This window comes from Cryobacterium sp. N22 (assembly GCF_002929555.1).
Lineage (GTDB): Bacteria > Actinomycetota > Actinomycetes > Actinomycetales > Microbacteriaceae > Cryobacterium.
Genome location: NZ_PJJP01000037.1, coordinates 217914 through 239361, shown reverse-complemented (window position 1 = coordinate 239361; position 21448 = coordinate 217914). Strand labels below are relative to the sequence as shown.

17 protein-coding genes are annotated in these 21448 nt (G+C 68.0%); 8 read left to right on the top strand and 9 right to left on the bottom strand.

The genetic code is table 11. The features are described 5' to 3' along the window. The first annotated feature begins 50 nt into the window (after positions 1 to 50). On the top strand, positions 51 to 1913 hold the full coding sequence (locus CXY76_RS13765; protein ID WP_104165429.1) for a glycoside hydrolase family 15 protein: 1863 nt from the start codon (positions 51 to 53) through the stop codon (positions 1911 to 1913). Here CXY76_RS13765 and CXY76_RS13760 read toward each other — a convergent pair. After that, the gene (locus tag CXY76_RS13760) at positions 1867 to 2580 is read right to left on the bottom strand and encodes a CPBP family intramembrane glutamic endopeptidase (RefSeq protein ID WP_158253908.1); all 714 of its coding nucleotides are present in this window, start codon (positions 2578 to 2580) and stop codon (positions 1867 to 1869) included. The two genes, CXY76_RS13765 and CXY76_RS13760, sit on opposite strands and share 47 nt — an antisense overlap. A gap of 193 nt (positions 2581 to 2773) precedes the next feature. Here CXY76_RS13760 and CXY76_RS13755 point away from each other — a divergent pair, with 193 nt between their 5' ends. Then, positions 2774 to 5140 (top strand): arylsulfatase, encoded by a 2367-nt coding sequence (locus CXY76_RS13755; protein WP_104165425.1) that lies wholly within the window; start codon positions 2774 to 2776, stop codon positions 5138 to 5140. Between the two features lie 27 nt (positions 5141 to 5167). Here CXY76_RS13755 and CXY76_RS13750 read toward each other — a convergent pair whose 3' ends face one another. Further along, on the bottom strand, positions 5168 to 5581 hold the full coding sequence (locus tag CXY76_RS13750; RefSeq protein ID WP_104165423.1) for a Rid family hydrolase: 414 nt from the start codon (positions 5579 to 5581) through the stop codon (positions 5168 to 5170). 134 nt (positions 5582 to 5715) lie between these two features. Between CXY76_RS13750 and CXY76_RS13745 the strand changes: the two genes are divergently transcribed. Next, positions 5716 to 6111, top strand: a complete 396-nt coding sequence (locus CXY76_RS13745) for a DUF805 domain-containing protein (RefSeq protein ID WP_199190309.1) — start codon at positions 5716 to 5718, stop codon at positions 6109 to 6111. Then, positions 6108 to 6611, top strand: a complete 504-nt coding sequence (locus tag CXY76_RS13740) for a histidine phosphatase family protein (RefSeq protein WP_104165419.1) — start codon at positions 6108 to 6110, stop codon at positions 6609 to 6611. Before CXY76_RS13745 ends, CXY76_RS13740 begins: the two co-directional genes overlap by 4 nt. 18 nt (positions 6612 to 6629) lie before the next feature. On the opposite strand, the gene CXY76_RS13735 is transcribed toward CXY76_RS13740, so the two are convergent. The 4 genes from CXY76_RS13735 to CXY76_RS13720 all read right to left on the bottom strand — a co-directional run bounded on the left by CXY76_RS13735 (position 6630) and on the right by CXY76_RS13720 (position 10389). Next, positions 6630 to 7571 carry a pseudouridine synthase gene (locus tag CXY76_RS13735; RefSeq protein ID WP_104165417.1) on the bottom strand — a complete coding sequence of 314 codons (942 nt, stop codon included), beginning with the start codon at positions 7569 to 7571 and terminating at the stop codon, positions 6630 to 6632. Positions 7572 to 7623: 52 nt separating this feature from the next. Further along, positions 7624 to 8106 carry a heme-degrading domain-containing protein gene (locus CXY76_RS13730; RefSeq protein ID WP_104165415.1) on the bottom strand — a complete coding sequence of 161 codons (483 nt, stop codon included), beginning with the start codon at positions 8104 to 8106 and terminating at the stop codon, positions 7624 to 7626. Between the two features lie 70 nt (positions 8107 to 8176). Then, positions 8177 to 9376, bottom strand: coding sequence for an MFS transporter (locus CXY76_RS13725; protein ID WP_233199841.1), 1200 nt, complete (start codon positions 9374 to 9376; stop codon positions 8177 to 8179). Then, complete coding sequence (locus CXY76_RS13720) at positions 9376 to 10389, bottom strand: zinc-dependent alcohol dehydrogenase family protein (RefSeq protein WP_199190308.1); 1014 nt, start codon at positions 10387 to 10389, stop codon at positions 9376 to 9378. The genes CXY76_RS13725 and CXY76_RS13720 overlap by 1 nt, the downstream gene beginning before the upstream one ends. A 131-nt stretch (positions 10390 to 10520) precedes the next feature. On the opposite strand from CXY76_RS13720, the gene CXY76_RS13715 reads away from it, so the two are divergent. Continuing rightward, a complete protein-coding gene (locus tag CXY76_RS13715) occupies positions 10521 to 11387 on the top strand; it encodes a helix-turn-helix transcriptional regulator (RefSeq protein WP_104165412.1) in 867 nt (288 codons plus the stop codon). Positions 11388 to 11419: 32 nt separating this feature from the next. Here CXY76_RS13715 and CXY76_RS13710 read toward each other — a convergent pair whose 3' ends face one another. Then, complete coding sequence (locus CXY76_RS13710; protein WP_104165409.1) at positions 11420 to 13555, bottom strand: MMPL family transporter; 2136 nt, start codon at positions 13553 to 13555, stop codon at positions 11420 to 11422. 90 nt (positions 13556 to 13645) lie between these two features. Further along, positions 13646 to 14926 carry an MFS transporter gene (locus CXY76_RS13705; protein ID WP_104165559.1) on the bottom strand — a complete coding sequence of 427 codons (1281 nt, stop codon included), beginning with the start codon at positions 14924 to 14926 and terminating at the stop codon, positions 13646 to 13648. A 229-nt stretch (positions 14927 to 15155) separates the two neighbouring features. Between CXY76_RS13705 and ppk2 the strand changes: the two genes are divergently transcribed. Then, entirely contained in the window at positions 15156 to 15986 is an 831-nt protein-coding gene (gene ppk2, locus CXY76_RS13700) for a polyphosphate kinase 2 (protein ID WP_104165407.1), read from the top strand. Positions 15987 to 16014: 28 nt separating this feature from the next. Beyond that, entirely contained in the window at positions 16015 to 18792 is a 2778-nt protein-coding gene (locus tag CXY76_RS13695) for an HAD-IC family P-type ATPase (RefSeq protein ID WP_104165405.1), read from the top strand. Here the strand turns inward: CXY76_RS13695 and CXY76_RS13690 are convergent. Further along, positions 18725 to 19810, bottom strand: a complete 1086-nt coding sequence (locus CXY76_RS13690; protein ID WP_104165403.1) for a hypothetical protein — start codon at positions 19808 to 19810, stop codon at positions 18725 to 18727. The genes CXY76_RS13695 and CXY76_RS13690 overlap by 68 nt on opposite strands. 172 nt (positions 19811 to 19982) lie before the next feature. Between CXY76_RS13690 and CXY76_RS13685 the strand changes: the two genes are divergently transcribed. Next, positions 19983 to 21419, top strand: coding sequence for an ATP-binding protein (locus CXY76_RS13685; protein ID WP_104165557.1), 1437 nt, complete (start codon positions 19983 to 19985; stop codon positions 21417 to 21419). Positions 21420 to 21448 lie beyond the last annotated feature (29 nt).

Below are 21448 nucleotides of genomic sequence, written 5' to 3'. Positions count from 1 at the left end.
AGCCACGCCCGCAGCCCGGCACCGTCGCCCAGAACCGGAGGTCCCCTCTCATGGAATTCCCGCCGATCGCCGACTACGCGTTCCTCTCCGACTGCGAAGTGAGCACCCTGATAGCGCCGAATGGCGCCGTGGAGTGGTTGTGCCTGCCTCGCCCAGACAGCCCGAGTGTCTTCGCCGCGCTACTCGACCGCACCGCCGGCCTGTTCAACTTTTCCCCGACTAACACTGCGGTGCCCGAGCAAAGGCGCTACCTCCCCGGCACCATGGTGCTGGAGACCACCTGGCACACGCCGACCGGCTGGACGACGATCAAAGACGTGCTGGTGATGGGTCCGCTGGCCGAGCACCGCCGCGAGGGTTTCCGGCGCTCCCCCGGAGACTCCATATCGCAGCGCACCCTCTTGCGCATTGCGACCTGTTTCGACGGCCGCGTGGAACTCCAGGTCAACTGCTTTCCCCTGTTCGACTACGCCAGGCAGCAGGGCGTCTGGAATTTCGACGGCCCCGGCTACACCAGGGCGAAGGTCGTCAACGGGGACCTCTCGCTCATCCTCAGCGGCAGTGTGCCCCTCGGGGTCGTCGGTGGACGGTGCACCGGACGCACCACTTTGGAGACCGGTGAATCCGCCTTCGTGGCCCTGAGCTGGGACGACACGGTTCCGCAGGATCTCGCGGAGGCGAACGGCCAGCTCGAGCAGACCGAGAAATACTGGCGCAACTGGATGAGCATGGCCACGTTCCCCGATCACAGGTTCCGCCCGTACATCGAGCGCAGCGCCCTGGCCCTCAAAGGCCTCAGCTACGCGCCGACCGGGGCGATCATGGCCGCCGCCACCACGTCGCTGCCCGAAACACCGGGCGGTGAACGCAATTGGGACTACCGGTACAGCTGGATCCGGGACACCGCCTTCATGTTGCGGGCGCTGCACGGCCTCGGCTTCAACGGCGAGGCCTACGACTACTTCGCGTTCATCATGGATGCTGTCGTGGCCGGCAAGCCGAAAGGCCCGTGGGACCTGCAGATCATGTACGGCATCGGCGGCGAACTGGACCTCACCGAACAGACCCTCGACCACCTCTCCGGCTACCGCGAGTCCCGGCCGGTGCGCATCGGCAATGGCGCCTTCAACCAGCACCAGCACGATGTCTGGGGCATGCTGCTCGACTCGGTCGAGGAGCATCTGCGCGGCGGCGGCCAGATCGCCCCCCTCGTCTGGGAACGGTTGGCCGACCTGGTCGACATCGCCATCAAGCGAAGCGCCGAACCCGACCAGGGCATTTGGGAGATGCGCGGCGCACCGCAGCATTTCGTGGCCTCGAAGGTGATGTGCTGGGTCGCCGCCGACCGTGGCGCGCGCATCGCCGAGAGTCGCGGGGATACCGTTCGCGTCGAGAAGTGGCGCCTGGCCGCCAAGAGAATGAAGGCCGAGATCTGCGAACGCGGGGTGAGCGAGCGCGGGGTGTTCACGCAGCACTACGACAGCACCGAACTGGATGCGTCGCTGCTATTGCTGCCGATCATGGGGTTCCTGCCACCGGATGATGAACGCGTGCGCGCGACAGTGCTCGCGATCGCCGACGAACTCACCGAGAACGGCTTGGTGCTGCGCTACCGGGTCGCCAGCACCGACGACGGTCTCAGCGGTGCGGAGGGCACCTTCAGCATCTGCTCGTTCTGGCTGGTGTCGGCGCTGGTGATGATCGGCGAACACGCCGCCGCGGCGGCCCTGTTCGAGAAACTGCTCTCGTTTGCCGGGCCGATGCTGCTCTACGCCGAGGAAATCGACGCCAGTACCGGGCAGCATCTGGGCAACTTCCCGCAGGCGTTCACCCACCTGTCCCTGATCGATGCCGCCACCCGGCTGATCAAGGCCGAGCGTCGGCGGGACGAGGCAACGAGCGGACTCGGCTGAGGATGGGCGGTAGTCGCAGGGCGGTCCAGCCCACGGCAATGAACACGACCAGCGTGACGGCAATCACGGGGTCAGGCAGCGGGCGCGACGACAGGATCGTGGTGTAGTCCGCCGCGGCATGCAGAAGCACAAGCGGCCCGAGCCAGCGAAACCGGTACTGGAAGCCGGCCAGAGCGAAGCCGTAACACGCCGAGACCAGCACGTTCAGTAACACGTCGTCGAGACCACGGCCGGTGGTCGCCAGGGCGGACAGGTGCTGTAGACCGAACAGCGCAGCGGTGACTGAGACGGCGGCCCATGGTCCGAACGCCATCCGCATCCTCTCAAGCACGACAACCCGACTGGTGAGCTCTTCGTTCAGCCCCACCATCAGGAGGGTGAGCGCCCAGAGCCCGTAACCCGGAGGTTGCTCCACCAGCCCGGCCGGCACTGCCCACAGCAGCACCTCAACGACAAGCGGCACCAGCAGCAGCAGTGCGCGCGGACCACGCCATACGACGAGGATCCCCGATGCCCGCCACAGCTTTTTTCCCGTGACCAGCGCGACAGCGAAGATCACGCACGCCGCGTTTGCAGCGAGCCCCAGGTACCAACCGGAGATTCCCACCAGCGGCGCCACGGCGAGCGTGACCATGATGACGCCGAAGCGTGCCGCGTGGACCCCCACGCCAAAACCGATCGCTCGCCATTGCTGGTTCCCCATATGGCGGATGATACCGACACCAGGTGAAGTGGGGGCGCGCCCCGGCCCTCCCCCGGGCACGAGCTGACCGGTGCCCGACCCGACCTCATCCCTACAGGGTGATGTCGCCCTGAACCCCGGCGGGCTACCTTCACCCGAAAGACCAGGAGGCCCCGTGATGAATCCCGACCGCCACGCCCGCTCCATGCTGCCGATCCCCGACCGCCCTGCACCCGGTCTCACCACCTACGACGCGAAGGACCCCGATACGCACTACCCGCCGATTGAGCAACTGCGACCGCCGGCGGGCGCACCGAACGTGCTGGTCATCCTGATCGACGATGCCGGCTTCGGTGCGTCGAGCGCCTTCGGCGGCCCGTGCGCCACTCCCAACGCCGAGAAACTCGCCGCCAACGGGCTCAGCTACAACCGTTTCCACACCACGGCGCTGTGCGCACCCACCCGGCAGGCGCTGCTCACCGGCCGCAACCATCACTCGGTGGGGATGGGCAGTATCACCGAGACAGCCACATCGGCGCCGGGCAACAACTCGTTGCGGCCGAACACCAAGGCGCCGCTGGCGATGACCCTCAAACTGAACGGATACTCCACCGCCCAGTTCGGCAAGTGCCACGAGGTGCCCGTCTGGCAGTCATCACCGATGGGCCCGTTCGACGCCTGGCCGTCGGCCGGTGGCGGCTTCGAGACCTTCTACGGTTTCATCGGCGGGGAGAACAACCAGTGGGATCCCGCGCTCTACAACGGCACAACGCCGGTGGAACCGCCCGCGACACCTGAGGAGGGCTACCACCTCACCGAAGACCTGGCCGATCACGCGAGCAACTGGATCCGCTCACAGAAGGCCCTGATGCCCGACAAACCGTTCTTCGTGTACTTCGCGCCCGGCGCCACGCACGCGCCCCACCACGTTCCCAAGGAGTGGGCGGACAAGTACGCCGGAAAGTTCGCCGACGGCTGGGACGTGCAGCGCGAACGCACCTTTGCGAAGCAGAAGGAACTCGGGGTGATCCCCGCCGATGCGCTCCTCACCCCGCGGCACGCGGATATTCCCGCCTGGGACGACATGCCCGCCGCGCTCAAGCCGGTGCTGGAACGAGAGATGGAGGTCTACGCCGGGTTCATGGAGCACACCGATCATCACGTGGGCCGGGTGATCGACACCATCGCCGACCTCGGCATCCTCGACGACACGATCATCTACTACATCATCGGCGACAACGGGGCGTCCGCTGAAGGCACCCTCAACGGGGCCTTCAACGAAATGGCGAACTTCAACGGGATGGCCGCGATCGAGACCCCGGAGTTCCTGGAGTCGAAGATGGACGAATTCGGCAGCCCCACCTCGTACAACCACTACGCGGTGGGGTGGGCGTGGGCGATGGACACTCCGTTCCAGTGGACCAAGCAGGTGGCCTCGCACTGGGGCGGCACCCGCAACGGCACCATCGTGCACTGGCCCACCGGGATCGCCGAGAAGGGCGGGCTGCGGGAGCAGTTCATCCACTGCATCGACATCGCACCGACCATCCTCGAGGCCGCCGGCCTGCCCGAGCCGACGATGGTCAACGGCGTGCAGCAGTCGCCCATGGAGGGCGTGAGCATGCTGTATACCTTCGACGACCCCGCGGCCGCGGAGCGTCACGACCTGCAGTATTTCGAGATGTTCGGCAACCGCGGGCTGTACTACAAGGGGTGGAGCGCCGTCACCAAGCACCGCACGCCCTGGGTCATGGTCGGCGGCACCATTGCGGCCTTCGACGACGATGTCTGGGAGCTCTACGACGGCCACACCGACTACAGCCAGGCGCAGGACCTGGCCGCGACGAATCCGGACCTGCTCGCGAAACTTCAACGACTGTGGCTGATTGAAGCCACGAAATACAACGTGCTCCCGATCGATGACCGTGTTCTGGAACGGGCCACCCCCGAAACCGCCGGCCGGCCGACACTGATCCAGGGGAACACCCAGGTTATGTACGCCGGTATGGGCCGCCTGTCCGAAAACAGCGTGGTCAGTATCAAGAACAAGTCGTTCTCGGTCACGGCCGAGCTGGTCATCCCCGAGGGCGGAGCGGATGGCGTGATCATCGCTCAGGGCGGACGGTTCGGCGGCTGGAGCCTCTACGCCAAGGCCGGCAAGGCGAAATTCGTCTACAACGTGCTCGGCATTCACGAGTTCGCCACCGAGGCGGAGCAACCGATCCCGCAGGGTCAATGCCAGGTGCGGATGGAGTTCGCCTACGACGGCGGCGGGCTGGGCAAAGGCGGCGACGTGACGCTCTACTACGACGGCAAGCTCGTGGGAACCGGCCGGGTGGGCGCCACCCAGGCCATGATCTTCTCGGCCGACGAGACCACCGACGTGGGCTACGAATCCGGTACCCCCGTCGCGGCCGACTACACCACGAAGGACAGCCGGTTCAGCGGCCGGATCAATTGGGTGCAGATCGACCTGGGCGACGACAACAACGACCACTTCATCGACCCTGAGGAGCGCTTCCGCATCATCATGGCCCGGCAGTGAGCCGTGAACCGACTGCCGACCGCGCGGCTACTGCGCCTCGGGGAGCGCCGCCCCGATGATCGCGTCCAGCTCGATCTCCACGAGGAGGTCGGGGGCGGCCAGGGCACCCACCGCCACCGCAACCAGAGCCGGGCGGATGGCGCCGAAGATCTCACCGTGCACCGCCCCGACGGTGTCGAAGTCGGCGATGTCCTTCAGGTAGACGCGGCTGCGCACGACCTCGCCGAAGCTCGCGCCGGCCTGTTCCAGGGCAGCGCCGATGCGCACGAAGATCTCGCGGGCCTGCGCCGCGGCATCCGCCCCGCCGACGGCCCCGTCGGGCGAGCTGGCGGTGGTACCGGCGACGAAGACGAAGGCGCCAGCGCGCACGGCCCGGGAGTAGCCGACGACGGGCTCCCAGACGGAGCCGGACGAGATGTTCTGACGGGTGTACTCGGTCATGGGGTCCTCACTGGTGGAGATGGGTCGTCACACGCACCGCAGCGAAACACCGTGGCGAATCACCGACATTACCGGGTGGCGGGAGTGAGGCGGCGGGGTCAAGACTGAATTCGTCGCATGGCTAGGCTGGCGGCATGAAACAACCACCTGTAGCAGCCCCGGTCATGCCCCCGATGCCGTTCGGCACCGCGATCAGCACTGGCTTCCGGAAGTACGCGGAGTTTGACGGCCGGGCCACCCGGGCGGAATTCTGGTGGTTTATTCTCTTCACCGTGCTGGTCAGCAGTGCTCTGGGCGCGTTCAACGTGGTCACACCGTCGGGCCAGATCACCGTCGGCACGAGCCTGGCCTCGGTGTGGTCGATCGCGACCTTCATCCCCACGCTCGCTGTCGCTGTGCGCCGCCTCCGCGACGCCGGGCGACGCTGGCCGGAACTGTTCTGGATCCTGCTGCCGATAGCCGGGATCATCGTTCTCGTTATGCGCTGGTGCGAGCCGACCTGGCCTGACGGACGAACGGACCTGAAATGACCCCACGCAGTGAGAGAACCCTCATCGTGCTCCGGCACGCCAAGTCCGACTGGTCGGGCGGCGAGGCCGACATCGACCGCACTCTCAACCCCCGTGGACAGAGGCAGGCACCGGAGGCCGGCAGCTGGCTGGCCGAGCATGTCCCCGCCATCGACTTAGCCGTTGTCTCCCCCGCGACTCGCGCCCGCGCCACCTGGGCGCTGGCCTCGGCAGAACTCAACGAGAGCCCCGAGGCACGCATCGATGACCGTGCGTATGCCGCATCCGTGAACGATCTGCTCCAGATTGTGCGGGAACTGCCCGACGAACTCCAAAACGTGATCCTCGTGGCTCACAATCCCGGACTCGAAGACCTCGTCTCCGTGCTCACCGGCGAGAGCGTCACTCTGCCGACCTCGGCCCTGGCCGTGCTGGGCGTGCCCGGCACCTGGGCGGAGCTCGACGCCTCGACGGCGGTTCTCGTGACCAGCGGCCGTGCCACCCGGGCCGGCCTCACCTAGGCCCGCGCCAGACCAGGGTCAATTCGTTCCGGCATCCTCCGCCGTCAGCGGGAGCCGGCGCACACTCTCGAACCGGTGCGCCCCACCGTCGATCGGATCGGTGAAGGCCAGTTCGCTGGCCAGGAGCTGGAGCGGCCGCCTGAAATCATGCACCGAGACATCCCGCACCACGGGGTAGAGCGGGTCGTCGATGATCGGGATGCCGAGACCCAGCATGTGCAGGCGCAACTGGTGGGTGCGCCCGGTGCGGGGTGTCAGCCGGTACTGTGCCGTATCGCCGTGTGCACCCTCTCGTTCGATCAGGGACTCGGCGTTGACCGGGGCGCCGGGCACAACCTCGCCCTGCCAGAGACCCGGCCGGGTACGGAGGTGGTTGCGCACGGTGACGGGCAGCTCGAGGTGCGGTCGCAGCGGCGCCAGCGCCCGGTACACCTTTTTCACCTCGCCGCGTTGGAAGAGAGTCTGGTATGCCCCTCGCCAGCGGCGTTCGGTGGCCAGGACCAGCAGGCCGCTGGTCACCCGGTCCAGGCGGTGCAACGGGGAGAGTTCGGGCAACTCCAGTTGGGCACGCAGGCGGACCACGACGCTTTGAACCACATGCCTTCCCCGGGGGATGCTGGAAAGAAAGGGCGGCTTGTCGATCACCACGATCCGCTCATCCCGATAGATCAGGTGCAGCGGGCCCGGAACCACCGGTTCGTCGGCCAGGTCGCGGTGAAACCAGACGAAGGTGGTGGGCCGGTAGCGATCCGCGCCGGCAACCGGGGCGGCGTCCCCGTAGACGAACCGCCCGTCGGCCAGGAACTCGGCCACATTCACGGACTCGGCCAGCCGTTCCTGGAGCCAGGCGCCCATGGTCGGCCAGGTCGGCTTCGGAAGGCCGGGGCGGTCGCGCTCCGGGGTGCACACCCACGCCGCATCGAGCCCGTGTCGTTGTGGAAGGGGCGAGCGCGGGGGCATCCCCCGATCGTACGTGCTGAGCGCCTCGGCCGGGGTCGGCTCGATCCGCCCGTCAGCGCGCCCTGGCGGCCTCGAGCGCCCAGACCACCAGGTCGTGGTCGAGGTTCTCGACCAAGCCCGACACCCCGACGGCCCCGATGAGAGACCCGTTCACTCGCAGCGGGAAGGCGCCGCCGGCGGCCACGTATTCGGTAATCGGCAGACCGGTGACCTCGTTGAAGTCCTGGCCCCTGGCCCGGTACTTGGTGCTGATCAGGAACGACGGCGCGTTGTACCGGGCCACCACGCGGAACTTCCTGGCCAGCCAGTCGTCGTTGTCAGCCGTCGTGCCCGGCCGCGCCGCGTGGAACACGCGCTGCTGGCCGAAGGACATCGCCACCGTGATCCTCAGGTCGTCGGCGGCCGCACGAGCCATGATCGCGCTGCCGAGCCTGTAGGCATCGTCATAGTCGAAGGAGCTGAAACCGATGCTGGAGTTCTGTTCCTCCAACAGCGGGAGGAGCGCCTGGGCAGCGGGGTCAGGGGTGAGCGACATGGCAGAGTCCGTCTTCGTTAGGGTAGCGACAGCGGCGCGCCGCACTACCGAGCACGATACCGGTTGCGGATCACAGGTGGGCGGGAAAGGCCGACCGGCGCCCGTAGACCGTCAGCAGCAGCGCGGCCAGGCCGAAGACGATCATGACGACCGGAAGCACGAGGCCGTCGAACGCGGTGAGCAGCCCGGCGCCGAGGATCCCGGCGGCGAAGATCGCGAGGTTGAACGCCACGGGCAGGAACGCATTTGCGACATCCGAGTCGGCTCCGCCCGTGGTGGTGAGCGCGGCCTGGAGCTGGGCGGATGCTCCGCCGAAGGTGAGTCCCCACAGCACTGTCGCGGCGATGATCGCGGGCGTCGACGCGTGGCCGGCCCAGAGGATCACGGCGGCCGCGATGAACAGCAGAACGCTGCCGTGCAGCAGGGCGCGCGGGTGCCGGTCGAGGAGCGCTCCGGTGAGAACGATGCCGACGATCGAGGCCACGCCGAAGATGAATAGCTGAACCTCCACCGTCAGGTCGCTGCCGGTAGCCCGCAGGTACGGGGCGATGTAGGTGTAGATAGTGTTGTGGGCGATCATCCAGGTGAAGATCACGGCCAGGATCACGGCGATGCCGGGGATCCGCAGCACCCGCATCAGGGGCAGTCTGGCGGTTCCCGGTTGGCCATCGGCATCCGGGGCGACCAGTGCGATCAGCAGGCCGGCGACCACCGCCACCACGGTGAGACCGGCGAAGGCCCAGCGCCAGTCGAACGCGGACCCCAGCCACGACCCGAGCGGGGTGCCGAGCGCGAATCCGACGGGGGCCCCGGCGGACACGATCGCCAACGACAGGCCGGCCTGCCGGGGCGGACTGATTTTGCGTCCGTAGGCGGCGAGCATCCCCCACACGATCCCCGAGAACGCCCCGGCGACAAAGCGTGACCCGAGCGACAGGGTGACGTCACTGGAGACCGCAGTGACGGTATTCGCCACGATGAGGCCGAGGATCGCGCCGAGAAGCAGCGGCTTCCGGCGCATCCCCCGGGTCAGCGTGATGGCGGGAATCGTCACGAGAACCGTGCCGAGCGCGTAGGCGCTGACGAACAGGCCGACGGTGCCCTCACTGGTACCCAGCCCGCTGGCGATCACCGGCAACAGGCCGGCCGGCATGGTCTCCATCGCCACCAGGACGAAGCCGATGGCGGCCAACAACATCAGGGTGAAGACCGGCAGGCGCTGCGTCTTCTCGGCGGCCGCCGAGGCCGGCACTGTCGTGACGATGTGCATCAGAAGGTGAGCAGGACCTTGGTGGCGCGGCGTTCGTCCATGGCCTTGTAGCCCTCGGCGGCCTCTTCGATGGGGAGGGTGAGGTCGAAGACCTTGCCGGGGTCGATGGTGCGGTCCCAAATCAGCTGGATCAGGTTGGGCAGGAACCGGCGCACCGGGGCGGGTCCGCCGAGGGTGTGGATGCCGGCGAAGAACAGCTGGATGCCGGGGATTTGCACGTCGTAGTTGACTCCGACGTAGCCCAGGTGTCCGCCGCCACGGGTCGCGCCGACGGCCTGCATGAACGACTCCTGGGTGCCGACGGCCTCCACCACCGAGTGGGCGCCGAGGCCGCCGGTGAGTTCCTTGATTCTGGCCACACCCGCGTCGCCGCGTTCCTCGACGATGTCGGTCGCGCCGTAGAACCTGGCGAGCTTCTGCCGTTCGGGGTGACGGGACATGGCGATGATGCGCTCCGCGCCGAGTTGTTGGGCGGCGAGGATCGCCATCAGGCCCACGGCGCCGTCTCCGACGACGGCGACGGTCTTACCCGGGCCGGCCTCGGCGGCCACGGCGGCGAACCAGCCGGTGCCGAGCACGTCGGAGGCGGCCAGCAGCGACGGGATCAGATCGGCGTCGGGCTGGCCGGGGGTCGCCACCAGTGTGCCGTCCGCGAGCGGGATCCGCGCCTTCTCGGCCTGCATCCCCGACGCGAACTCGGCGTGCTCGCACTTGGACTGGAACCCGGTCTGGCAGATCTCGCAGGTGTTGTCGGAGATCACGAACGACCCCACGACGAAGTCGCCGACCTTGACAGAGCGCACCGCGTCGCCGATCTCTTCGACGATGCCGACGTACTCGTGGCCCATCGCGGTGTGGTCCACGGGCTCGACGCCCCGATACGGCCACAGGTCCGACCCGCAGATGCAGGTGGCCGTGAGGCGGATGATCGCGTCGGTGGGCAGGATGATGGTCGGGTCCTGGCGGTCTTCGACCCGGACGTCGCCGGGCGCGTACATGATGACTCCACGCATGTGGATGCTCCTTCGGTTGCTGTTGGTACGACTCCCAGTGAACCGGCGACCGAGCGCGGGTGGGAGTCCCTGCCAAGGGGTGTACCAGCAGAGCACCCCACGCCGGCTCCGGGGGACGTACTGTCGTCGCTATGGACAATCAAGCCGAGGTGCGCGAATTCCTGATGTCGCGGCGCGCGAAGATCACCCCCGAGCTGGCCGGCCTGCCCGCCGGCGGCAACCGGCGGGTGTCCGGGTTGCGTCGCACCGAGGTCGCCACGCTGGCCGGCGTCAGTGTGGAGTACTACGCCAAGCTCGAGCGTGGTGCGATCGCGGGCGCGTCTTCGTCGGTGCTCGAGGCCATCGCCCGGGCCCTGCAGCTTGACGACACCGAACGCACACACCTGTTCAATCTCGCCCGGGCCGCCGACGGCATCCCGCTGTCCGGGCGCGTCCGTCGACGAGCGACGCGGAACCCGGTGAGCCGGCCGAGCCTGCAGTGGGCGCTCGGCACGATCACCGAAGGTATCGCGTTCGTGCGCGACCAGCACCAGGACCTCCTGGCGACCAACGAGCTGGGCCGCGCCTTCTACTCCCCCGTCTTCGGTGACGGCGGGCGCACCCCCAACCTCGCCCGGTTCCAGTTCCTCGATCCCGCGTCACGCGACTTCTATCCGGACTGGCAAGTGTTCGCTGAGATGTGCGTCTCGATCATGCGCGCGGAGGCCGGCCGGGACCCCGACGACAAGGGCCTCCAAGACCTCGTGGGCGAGCTGTCCACTAAGAGCGACACGTTCCGCACGCTCTGGGGCGCCCACGACGTGCGCACCCACGGTGCCGGCACGAAGCGGTTCAACCATCCGGTGGTCGGCGAGCTCACCCTGGCCTACGAAGAACTCGCCATCACCGCCGATCCCGGCTCGGTGCTGTTGATTTACACCGCCGAACCCGCCTCGCCCAGCGCCGAGCGGCTACGCCTGCTGGCCAGTTGGGCGGCCACCAGCGTCACCGCCGGCTGACGCCGGGCGTCGGCAGCGCAGCCCGCGCCGGCTCAGCCCTCGATGGTGAGGTGCGGCATCCGCTTCTCGAGCCAGGCCGGCAGCCACCAGTTGGCCCCGCCGAGCACCGTCATCACGGCGGGCACCAGCACCCCGCGCACCAGCGTCGCGTCGACGAGCACCGCCACCGCCAGGCCCACGCCGAACATCTTCACCACGGGGTCGGGGTTGGGCACGAACGAGATGAACACGCTGACCATGATCAGAGCCGCCGAGGTGATCACCCGGCCAGTGCTGCCGATGCCGTGCACCACGGCGCGGCGGTTGTCGCCGAAGCTGTGCCAGGACTCCTGGATGGCGCTGAGCAGGAACACCTCGTAGTCCATCGACAGCCCGAACAGCACGGCGAACAGCAGCAGCGGTACGTACGCCTCGATGGGCACGGGCGCGTCAAGGCCGGTGAGCTGGATGCCGTTGCCCTCCTGGAAGACGAACACGAGCACCCCATAGGCCACCAGGATCGACACCACGTTCATGGCCGCCGCCGTGAGCGGGATGGCCACCGAGCGGAACGCGAAGAACAGCAGCACCGCGCTGGCCGCGATGACGGCGATGATCACCGTGAGCAGGCTTGAGTCGATGATGCCGGCGAAGTCGGCCTTCGCCGCCGTCTGGCCGCCGACGAGCGGATCCAGGTCACCCTGGGCGCCGGGGATCACGGTGTTGCGCAGTTTCTCGACCAGTTTCGCGGTTTTGGGGTCGCTGGGGGCCGTCGTGGGGATCACCGACCACTGCGCGGCCGTGCCGTCCTCGCTCACCGTCGCCCCGACCACGCTGGCCACGCCGTCGGTGGAGCCGAACGCCGTGGTGAGATTCGCCAGGGCCGGGTCGGCGGGTACCGACTGGCCGCTCGGCTCCGGCGTCGGCAGGGTGGCGATCACCAGCAGCGGGCCGTTGACCCCGGCCCCGAAGGCGTCGCTGAGCACGTCGTAGCTCTGCCGGGTCACTTGGCTCGTCGGCGCGTTGCCGTCGTCGGTCTGGCCGAGCTGCAGGGCGGTGACCGGGAACGCCAACGCCGCGAGCACCACCAGACTTCCGGCCAGGGAGAGCCAGGGCCGCTTCGAGGTGGCCGCGCCGATCCGGTGCCAGACGCCCGGCTTCTCCCGCCGTGCGGAACGTTTGGGCAGCGCCAGACGCTCGATCCGGTCGCCGAGCAGACCCAGCACGGCTGGCAACAGGAACAGGCAGGTGAGCATGGCGCAGGCGACCCCGGTGGCGGCGACCCAGGCCAGCGAATTGAGGTACGGCACCCCAGCGAGAACGAGGCCGGCCAGGGCGACCATCACCGTGACCCCGGCGAACACGATGGCGGAGCCGGAGCTGGCCATGGCGCGGCCGGCCGCGACCGGAACCGGCGCTCCCGTGGCCCGCACCGAGCGGAACTTGGTGACCAGGAAGAGGGAGTAGTCGATGCCCACGCCGAGGCTGAGCATCGCCGCGATGGTTCCCGACACCGTCGGGATGGCATCCACCAGGCTGAGCAGGGCGATGGCACCGAGCCCGAACACCAAGCCGAGGAGCGCCGACAGGATCGGCAGTGCCATCGCCACGGCGGTGCCCAGCGACAGCAGCAGGATGATCGCGGCGGCGATCAGGCCCACCACTTCGGCACCGTGGGTGGGCTCGGCCGCGAGGGTCTTGGCGATCTGGCCGCCGGGCAGCACCGTCGCCCCGGACGGCGCCCCCTTGGTGGCGGTGTCCAGCACCGGCTGGGCGATCGCCGGCGTGACCTCCCGCGTTTCCACGTCGAACGACACGCTGATGTAGGCCACACTGCCGTCGGAGCTGATGGCCGTGGGCAGCAGCACTGCCTGGGTCACATGCTTGTCGGCGGCGATGCTGGTGGCCAGGGACTGCACGGCCGCGGTGCCGTCCGGTGAGGAGAACGCCCCGGCGTCGCCGGAGAGCACGATCGTGCCTGATCCCTTCGCGGTGTCGGGGAACGCCGACTGGAGCAGGTCCTGCGCCGCGGTGCTCTCACTGTTGGGCAGGGTCACCGTGTCGTCGGTGGATTGCCCGATGCCGAGACCGAACCCGGCCACGAGGGCGATGGCCGCGAGGCAGAGCGCGATGACCCGCCATGCATGGCTGGCCGCGAAGACTCCGTACCGCTCGAGCAACGTGTGCATGTCGACGGCCTCTCCCGACCGGCTGATGGATGCCGCTGGCGACGGTACGCGCGTCCGGCACGACCGGCAACCCGCAAGCCCCGGCGACGGTCAAGCCGGCGGGAGCGGAGCCTCGGGCGCCGCGGCATCCGCTTGCACGGTCTTGGTGTCGGCCGGGTCGTTCTGGCGCCGGCTGGCGAGCATGATCGGCACACCGATGAGCTCCACCAGGCCGCCGATCATCAGGGAGGCCCCGTAACCCCAGAGGTCGGCGGATCGGCCCAGCGCCGGCTGGATGAACACGCCGCCCAGGCTGCCGAACAGCGAGTCGAACGAGAGCACCGTGGCGCGCTGCTTGGACGGGATCATGTCGTTGAGGTAGGCCTGCCGCACCGGTTCGGCGACCGCGAACACGAACCCCCAGACCATCAGGAACACCACCGCGAGCCAGAACAGGCTGTTCAGGCCGAGGACGACGAGCGAAATGACGCTGAGCAGCGAGGCGCCGATCACGGTGCTGGTGCGCTTGGCGAACAGGGTGCGGATGCGGGGCGCGACGACACCGCCGACAATCTGCGCCAGCGAGAGGATCGCGGCCGCCAGCCCGGCGATGGAATACGCCGACGGGTCGCCGTACAGCTCGAGCAGGTAGGGCTGCAGCGCGTAGAAGGCGTAGATGCCCACGCCGGAGGCGAACGGTGCGGAGAGGATCATGTAGCGCACCGACCGCCGTTTCAGCCCGTGTTCGATCGACTCCGACAGCACGAGCCGGGTCGCCTTCACCGGGCCCCGTGAGCGGTCAGGGGTGAAACCGAGGTCCCTCATCACGACGAACGCGTAGATGAACATGACCACGAGCACCCCGGCGCGCACGAGGAACGGCACGCCGAGATTGGTGGCCTGGGCGATCACACCGCCGAGCACCGAACCGGCGAACATGGCGATCCCGGTCACCACGAGCCCGCGGCCGAAGACGGCCTCCAGGCTGCCGGTGTACCCGGTCGACGTGAGCGCGTCGACCAGCCAGGCCTCCACCGCGCCGGAGAAGAAGGTGAAGCCCAGGCCCAGCAGTACCGACACGACGGCCCACCAGACGAACGGCGAGTGCCAGACCCAGAGCATCCAGTACAGCGCGGTGGTGACGGACAGGGTGATGGTGCCCAGCAGGTAGGAGGCCTTGCGTCCCACGGTGTCGGCGACCACGCCGGTGGGGATCTCGAAGATCACCATGCCCGCGGTGAAGAACGCGTTCGCGGCGAACGCCTCGAAGTTGCTCAGCCCGGCGTCGAGCAGGAACAGCGTGTTGATCCCCCAGATGAACGAGGCCGCCAGGGTGTTGCCGAGCAGCAGGATCAGGTAGATGCGCTGCACGCGCCGGGACGCCGGGTTCACGACCCGGGTCCGATCAGCGCGCCCCATCCCGTCACGATGCAATCATCGACCCGGGCGGGGCGGATGGCTAGGTCGGAAGTGCCGGACCGGGCCACCCTGGTCGTACCTCGCACGGGGACACCCCGCCATGGACTGTGCCGGCGGTACTCGCCCGCCGCGTTGACCGGGCGGCGGCCCCGGGCAACACTGGGCAGCACATGCCCGAAAGGGCGCTCGACGAGGAGGCCCCGTGGGCGACAAAAAGAAGGACCCAGAGACGAAGAGGAACGCAGACAAGCCCGGCGACGGCAAGCTGGGCCGCAAGGAGTACGAGGCCGAGCTCGCCACGCTGCAGGGTGAGCTGGTCGCCCTGCAGGAGTGGGTGAAGCGCACCGGCGCCAAAATCTGCATCGTTTTCGAGGGTCGCGACACCGCCGGCAAGGGCGGCACGATCAAACGCATCGTCGAGCGGGTCAGCCCCCGGGTGTTCCGGGTGGTGGCGTTGCCCTCCCCCACCGAGCGGGAGAAGACCCAAATGTACATCCAGCGCTACCTGGCGCATTTCCCCGCGGCCGGCGAGGTGGTCATCTTCGACCGCAGCTGGTACAACCGGGCCGGCGTCGAACGGGTGATGGGCTTTTGCACTCCCCAACAGACCGAGGAATTTCTCCGGATGGCACCGCTCGTCGAGCGGGCCATGGCCGACTCCGGCATCATCCTGCTCAAGTACTGGCTCGAGGTGAGCGAAGCGGAGCAGACCCGGCGTCTGGAGAGCCGCATCAACGATCCGCGGAAGACCTGGAAGCTCTCGCCCATGGACGTGGAGTCCTACGGTCGCTGGTACGACTATTCCCGGGCCAGGGATGTCATGTTCCAGGCCACGGATGTCGGCGGGGCGCCCTGGTACATCGCCAACACCGACAACAAAAAACGCGGCCGCCTCAACATCATCAGCCACCTGCTCGGCCAGGTGCCCTACGAGCCGCAAGCCGCACCCGACGTCAAGCTGCCCAAACGCCAGGAGCCTGGCGACTACCAGGAACCGAAGCTGACCCTGCGGCACATCCCCACCCCGTTCTAAGGCTTGACCACGTGATGAGGAGAACGTCATGACCGGCAGCTCCCCCGCATCCCACGCATCCGCCGCCCCCGCCACGCCTGAGGCCTGGTACGCGCTGCCCGTCGCGGAGGTCGCGATCCGGCTGGGCGTGCGCCCGGCCGAGGGCCTCAGCACCGCCGAGGCCGGGCAGCGGCTGCAGCAATACGGCCCGAACGCCCTGGACGACACCAAGGCCGAGCCCACCTGGAAACGATTCCTCAAGCACTACCGCGACTACATGCAGATCGTGCTCGTGGTCGCCGCCGGGGTGAGCCTGCTCATCGGCGAGACCGGCACCGCGATCGGGCTCTTCCTGCTCACGCTGTTCAACGCCTGGCTGGGCTACCACCAGGAGAGCAAGGCCGAGGCCGCCGCGGCCACCCTGGGCAGCATGATGCGCTCGGTGGCCAAGGTTCGCCGTGGCGGCGACATCGCCGAGATCTCCGCCGATGAGATCGTGCCCGGCGACATCGTGGTGGTGGATGCCGGTGACCGGGTGCCCGCGGACGGGAGGGTGATCCTGGCCGCGACACTGCAGATCGAGGAGGGTGCCCTCACCGGCGAGAGCGTGGCGGTGGAGAAGGACACCGAGACCATCGACCGGCCAGACGTCGCCCTCGGCGACCGGGCCAACATGGTGTTCATGAACACCAACGTCACGCGTGGCCACGGCGAGGTCCTGGTGACCACCACCGGGATGGGCTCGGAGGTGGGCCACATCGCGAACCTGTTGTCTGAGCAGAAGATCGAGAAGACGCCGCTCACCAAACAGGTCGACCGGCTCACCCTCTTCATCATCTTCGCGGCCCTGTTCGCGTTCCTCGTCATCGTGGTGCTGGGCCTGATCCAGGGCGAATCGTTCACGGTGCTGTTCGGCATCGGTGTGGCGCTCGCCGTGGGCTCGATCCCCGACGCCCTGCCCGCCGTCGTCACCACGATCCTGTCGGTGGGGTCGGTGAACATGGCCAAGAAGAACGCGATCATGAAGGTGTTGCCCGCCGTGGAGACGCTGGGTTCCACCTCGGCGATCAACTCCGACAAGACCGGCACCCTCACCCTCAATCAGATGACGGTGCGGGAGATCAGCACCGTCGCGCACCGCTACACCGTCACCGGCGAGGGGTACAGCTTCGACGGCCAGGTGCACCGCACCTCCGGCGACGCCGAACGCGACCTGGACTACGTGATGTTCTCCTGCGCGCTGTGCAACGACTCCGACATCCAGAACGGTGAGGTGATCGGCGACCCCACCGAGGCGGCGCTGTATGTGCTCGCGCAGAAGGGCGGTGTCGACGTTCGGGAGTTTCGCCGGAACAACCCGCGGGTGGCGTCGGTGCCGTTCGACTCCGACTACAAGTTCATGGCCACCTTCCACCGCATGCCCGGCGCCGACGGCGTTCCCGTCATCCGGGCCTACGTGAAGGGGGCACCCGACGTGCTCCTGGGCCGGTCGGCCACCGCTCGGATGGCCGGCGGCCGCGCCGAACCGCTCACCGACGAGGGCCGCGCCACGGTGCTCGCCGAGAACGAGCGCATCGCCGGTCAGGGCCGGCGGGTGCTGGCCCTGGCGCAGCGGGAGTTCGATCCGGCCACCTTCGACCCGGAGGGCGATCTGATGGCCCTGATGCGGGATCTGGAACTGTGCGCGCTGATCGGCGAGGTCGACCCGCCCCGCGCCGAGGCCGTCGCCGCGATCGCGACGGCGCAGCACGCCGGCATCCGGGTGCGGATGATCACCGGTGACCACGCCGTCACCGCCGCGGCGATAGCCGACGAGCTGGGCATCCCGGGCAAGGCGGTGACCGGGGCCGAGTTTGCGGCGATGAGCGACGCAGAGGCCGACAGCCGGGTGGACGGAATCGGCGTGATCGCCCGGGTGGCGCCCGAGCACAAGGTGCGGCTGGTGCAGGTACTCAAACGCACCGGCAACATCGTGGCGATGACCGGCGACGGCGTGAACGACGCGCCCGCTATCGCCGCCGCCGACATCGGCATCGCCATGGGCATCACCGGCACCGACGTGGCCAAGGGCGCGGCAAAGATGATCCTCGCCGACGACAACTTCGCCACCATCGTCAGCGCCGTGGAGCAGGGCCGGCTGGTCTACGACAACCTGCAGAAGTTCATTCGCATCCAGGTCGCCAACCTGTACATGTTCATCCTCGCGTTCATCGGCTCGTCGGTGTTCGCCATCGCCGGCACCGCACTGCTCAGCCCGGCCCAGGTGCTCTGGATCCACATGGCGATCGTCGCGCCGATCGGCGCGGTGATGGGCCTGGACCTCTCCACGCCCGGGATCATGGACAAGAAGCCCCGCCCGTTCAACCAGCCGATCATCGTGCGGTCGATGATGGTGCGCCTGTTCATCACCGGCCTCTACATGGCCGCCGCGACCCTCATCCTGGTGCAGATCGGCAAGACCGGCTACGACTCCCTCGTGCTCGGCCAGAGCATGGCCGTGGTGGGTCTGGGCCTGATGAACATCAGCGTGGCACTCAACCTGCGCTACCCCACCGAAAGCGCCTTCGGGCCCTCCACGTTCTCCAACCCCAAGCTGCTCTGGGCCTTCGCCTGGGCCGTGGTGGGGTCGATGTTGGTCACCCAGCTCGGTGTGCTGCAGGACCTGTTCGGCACCGTCCCGCTCACCGGCATCCAGTGGGCGATATGCCTGGTGCCGGCCGTGCTGCTGCTGATACTCGGCGAGCTGGTGAAGCTGGTGCTCAGACGGATGCGTTCTCGGCGAGAACCATCGCCCCGGTTTGTCGAAGGAACACGATCAGCCAGCTGAAGATCATCAGAAATGCCACAAGTTCGACGGCGGTGAGCGTGTAATAGCCGGTCAGGAACCACACGGCCAGAACGACCAGGACTCCCACGTAGACGTAGCCGAGGATCAGGAACACGCTCGCCATGGTGGGGATCCACGATCGGAGGCGGATGACGACGGTTATGAAGACCACGAGCATTCCGGTCGCGGACACATTGTGGGCCGCCATGTTTTGATCAAGCGGGAAGATTCCCACGCAGGCCAGAAGCACGCCGATCAGAACCAGCGCCCCCCGCACGAGCGCGCGGCCCCGTACTGCATCTGGCGTGGTGGCCGGGATGGCCGCGGTCGCGTAATGAGCGAGCGTTGTGACGATGATCCCCGCGATCAGGACGGTGAGGTTGAAGGCCAGCGCCGAAATGTCGTCGGAAATGCCCAGGGTGCTGAGGTTCTCCTGCCACCACAACGGGTCGCTGGCGCTCAACATGCTCGCAAAAGTTCCCACCACCACGAACACGGCGAGGATGACCGACATCAGGATCGGGGTCAGGCCGACAGCGGAGAGGAAGACGCTGTACGCCGTGACTGCGATGGCCACCGCCGCCAGCAGCGTCGCGGGAACGGGGAAGACGACGGCGCCGATGAAACTGCGACTCAATAGGCTCGCAACCGCGAGCCACGCCAACAGGGAGATCACTCCGTGCGCCAGCGCAATCGCACCGATGTCATACCACCGGAGCTGCCCGCTGCGGCCGGGTGGCCCAGGGTCCAGCAGCGTGCCTGCTGCCCGGCTGGCGTGCATGACGACACGCGTTGCCACGAAGATCACGACCGCCGCCGCGGCGCTCGCCAGAGCGACGAACTGCCCGACCGAGCCGGGGCCCGCGATAGGCACGTCGTGACCCCGAAAGGTGATCGCCGACACCAGGGCGCCCACCGGGAACACGGCCGCACCCACCAGCAGCGCAGCTGATTCCCGCGACTCCGCGTTGGCGACCGGGTGGCGAAGCAACCAGCTGATGGGTGCGGGCCGGCTCATCCGAGGTCTCCTGTCGCTGCGCCACCGGACCGGTGATCGAGTCGGTGGCAGCGACAATATCTCGTCTGCACCGATCCCGAAACCAACAACCCCCTGAGATCGAAAACGGCACTACGCTGCCGCTGAACGCCGCGAGGTTCGCCGGCCGGAATCCCCGATGAAGGGTCACAGCATGAGCAATGTTGACAGGGCAACACTCGAGAAGGCCGCCGCGGTGTCGATCGACGGCCGGCATTTCCAGTTCGTCGGCGCCACCGGCTCCCGGTTCGAGCCCGGCAGCCTGGTGGTCCTGCGGTCCACCGATGAAGGCGAAGAGGAGACGGACCAGCTGGGCCAGGTTGAGGAGGTCACGATCACGATCGGCGGCGCCCCGCACGGTTCCGGCCGCATCCTGGGTCTGCTCAATGGGGATGGCCGGCACCTCGATGTTCGGCGCTCCGTCGCGTTCGGGTCGGCCACGCTGCAACCGGCGGATGCCCGCACGACCGAACTGCTCTACGGCGACACCACGGCCTCCCTGCCCATCGGCTCCTTCCTGGCCTCCCAGCACATCCCGGCCCGGCTGATCGCGAATCGCTTCAACCGGCACACCTTCTGGTGCGGGCAGAGCGGATCGGGCAAGACTTACGCCCTGGGCGTGGTGCTGGAACAGCTGCTGATCCACACGGCCCTGCCCATGGTGATCTTCGACCCGAACGCGGATTTCGTGCACATACGGCAGGCCCATCCGGCGGCTGCCGCCACGGAGGAGCAGCGGGCGCTGGCGGAGCGGGACATCCGGGTTCTGCGCTCGTCGACGTCGAGCCCGGATGCGCTCCGGGTGCGATTCCTGGACCTGTCATTGCGTGCCAAGGCGGCCGTCCTTCGGCTTGATCCGCTCGCCGATCGGTCCGAACACAACGAACTGATGCACATCGAAGAAACCGTGGGGCTCGTCAGTCCCGAAAAGATCGTCCCCGGCCTGCTGGACCGGGGTACCCCGGCGGCGCGGGACCTGGCGGCGCGAACCGAGAGCCTCCGGGTCACCGATTGGCGTGTCTGGGCGCAGGGGCTGCCGGCCGTCACCGAAATCCTGGAGACCCGGCCCGACGCGACGGTGCTCGACCTCGGTGGCTTCGCCGATCCGGAGGAGTCGCTGGTCGTGGCGTTGGCGGTACTCGACGACCTCTGGGACAAGCGGGAGCAGCGCCGTCCGCTCCTGATCGTGATCGACGAGGCGCACAACTTCTGCTCACCCGATCAGACCAGCCCGTTGCACGTGGCGGTACGGGAGAGGATCGTGCAGATCGCGGCGGAAGGACGCAAATTCGGTCTCTGGCTGCTGCTGTCGACCCAACGGCCGTCCCGGGTGCACCCCAGCATCATCTCGCAGTGCGACAACCTGGCGCTGATGAAGATGACGTCACCGGTGGACCTCGACGAGCTCGCCACCATCTTCGGTTTCGTGCCGCCCGCCATGCTCGCCCGGGCGTCGCGGTTCACGCAGGGCGAGGCCCTGTTCGCCGGCGGTTTCGTGCCCGCCCCCACCATGGTCAGGATGGGTCCGCGGCTCACCCGGGAGGGCGGGGCCGACGTCGGCGTGCCCCTGCGCCCACCCCGCGAACTGTGAGAAAAGCCCCAGAAACTCGAAGTTTTTGG

Coding starts and splice junctions, on each gene's coding strand:
- CXY76_RS13765 (WP_104165429.1), top strand. CDS start 51: ATGGAATTCCCGCCGATCGCCGACTACGCGTTCCTCTCCGACTGCGAA.
- CXY76_RS13755 (WP_104165425.1), top strand. CDS start 2,774: ATGAATCCCGACCGCCACGCCCGCTCCATGCTGCCGATCCCCGACCGC.
- CXY76_RS13750 (WP_104165423.1), bottom strand. CDS start 5,581: ATGACCGAGTACACCCGTCAGAACATCTCGTCCGGCTCCGTCTGGGAG.
- CXY76_RS13745 (WP_199190309.1), top strand. CDS start 5,716: ATGAAACAACCACCTGTAGCAGCCCCGGTCATGCCCCCGATGCCGTTC.
- CXY76_RS13740 (WP_104165419.1), top strand. CDS start 6,108: ATGACCCCACGCAGTGAGAGAACCCTCATCGTGCTCCGGCACGCCAAG.
- CXY76_RS13735 (WP_104165417.1), bottom strand. CDS start 7,571: ATGCCCCCGCGCTCGCCCCTTCCACAACGACACGGGCTCGATGCGGCG.
- CXY76_RS13730 (WP_104165415.1), bottom strand. CDS start 8,106: ATGTCGCTCACCCCTGACCCCGCTGCCCAGGCGCTCCTCCCGCTGTTG.
- CXY76_RS13725 (WP_233199841.1), bottom strand. CDS start 9,376: ATGCACATCGTCACGACAGTGCCGGCCTCGGCGGCCGCCGAGAAGACG.
- CXY76_RS13720 (WP_199190308.1), bottom strand. CDS start 10,389: ATGCGTGGAGTCATCATGTACGCGCCCGGCGACGTCCGGGTCGAAGAC.
- CXY76_RS13715 (WP_104165412.1), top strand. CDS start 10,521: ATGGACAATCAAGCCGAGGTGCGCGAATTCCTGATGTCGCGGCGCGCG.
- CXY76_RS13710 (WP_104165409.1), bottom strand. CDS start 13,555: ATGCACACGTTGCTCGAGCGGTACGGAGTCTTCGCGGCCAGCCATGCA.
- CXY76_RS13695 (WP_104165405.1), top strand. CDS start 16,015: ATGACCGGCAGCTCCCCCGCATCCCACGCATCCGCCGCCCCCGCCACG.
- CXY76_RS13690 (WP_104165403.1), bottom strand. CDS start 19,810: ATGAGCCGGCCCGCACCCATCAGCTGGTTGCTTCGCCACCCGGTCGCC.
- CXY76_RS13685 (WP_104165557.1), top strand. CDS start 19,983: ATGAGCAATGTTGACAGGGCAACACTCGAGAAGGCCGCCGCGGTGTCG.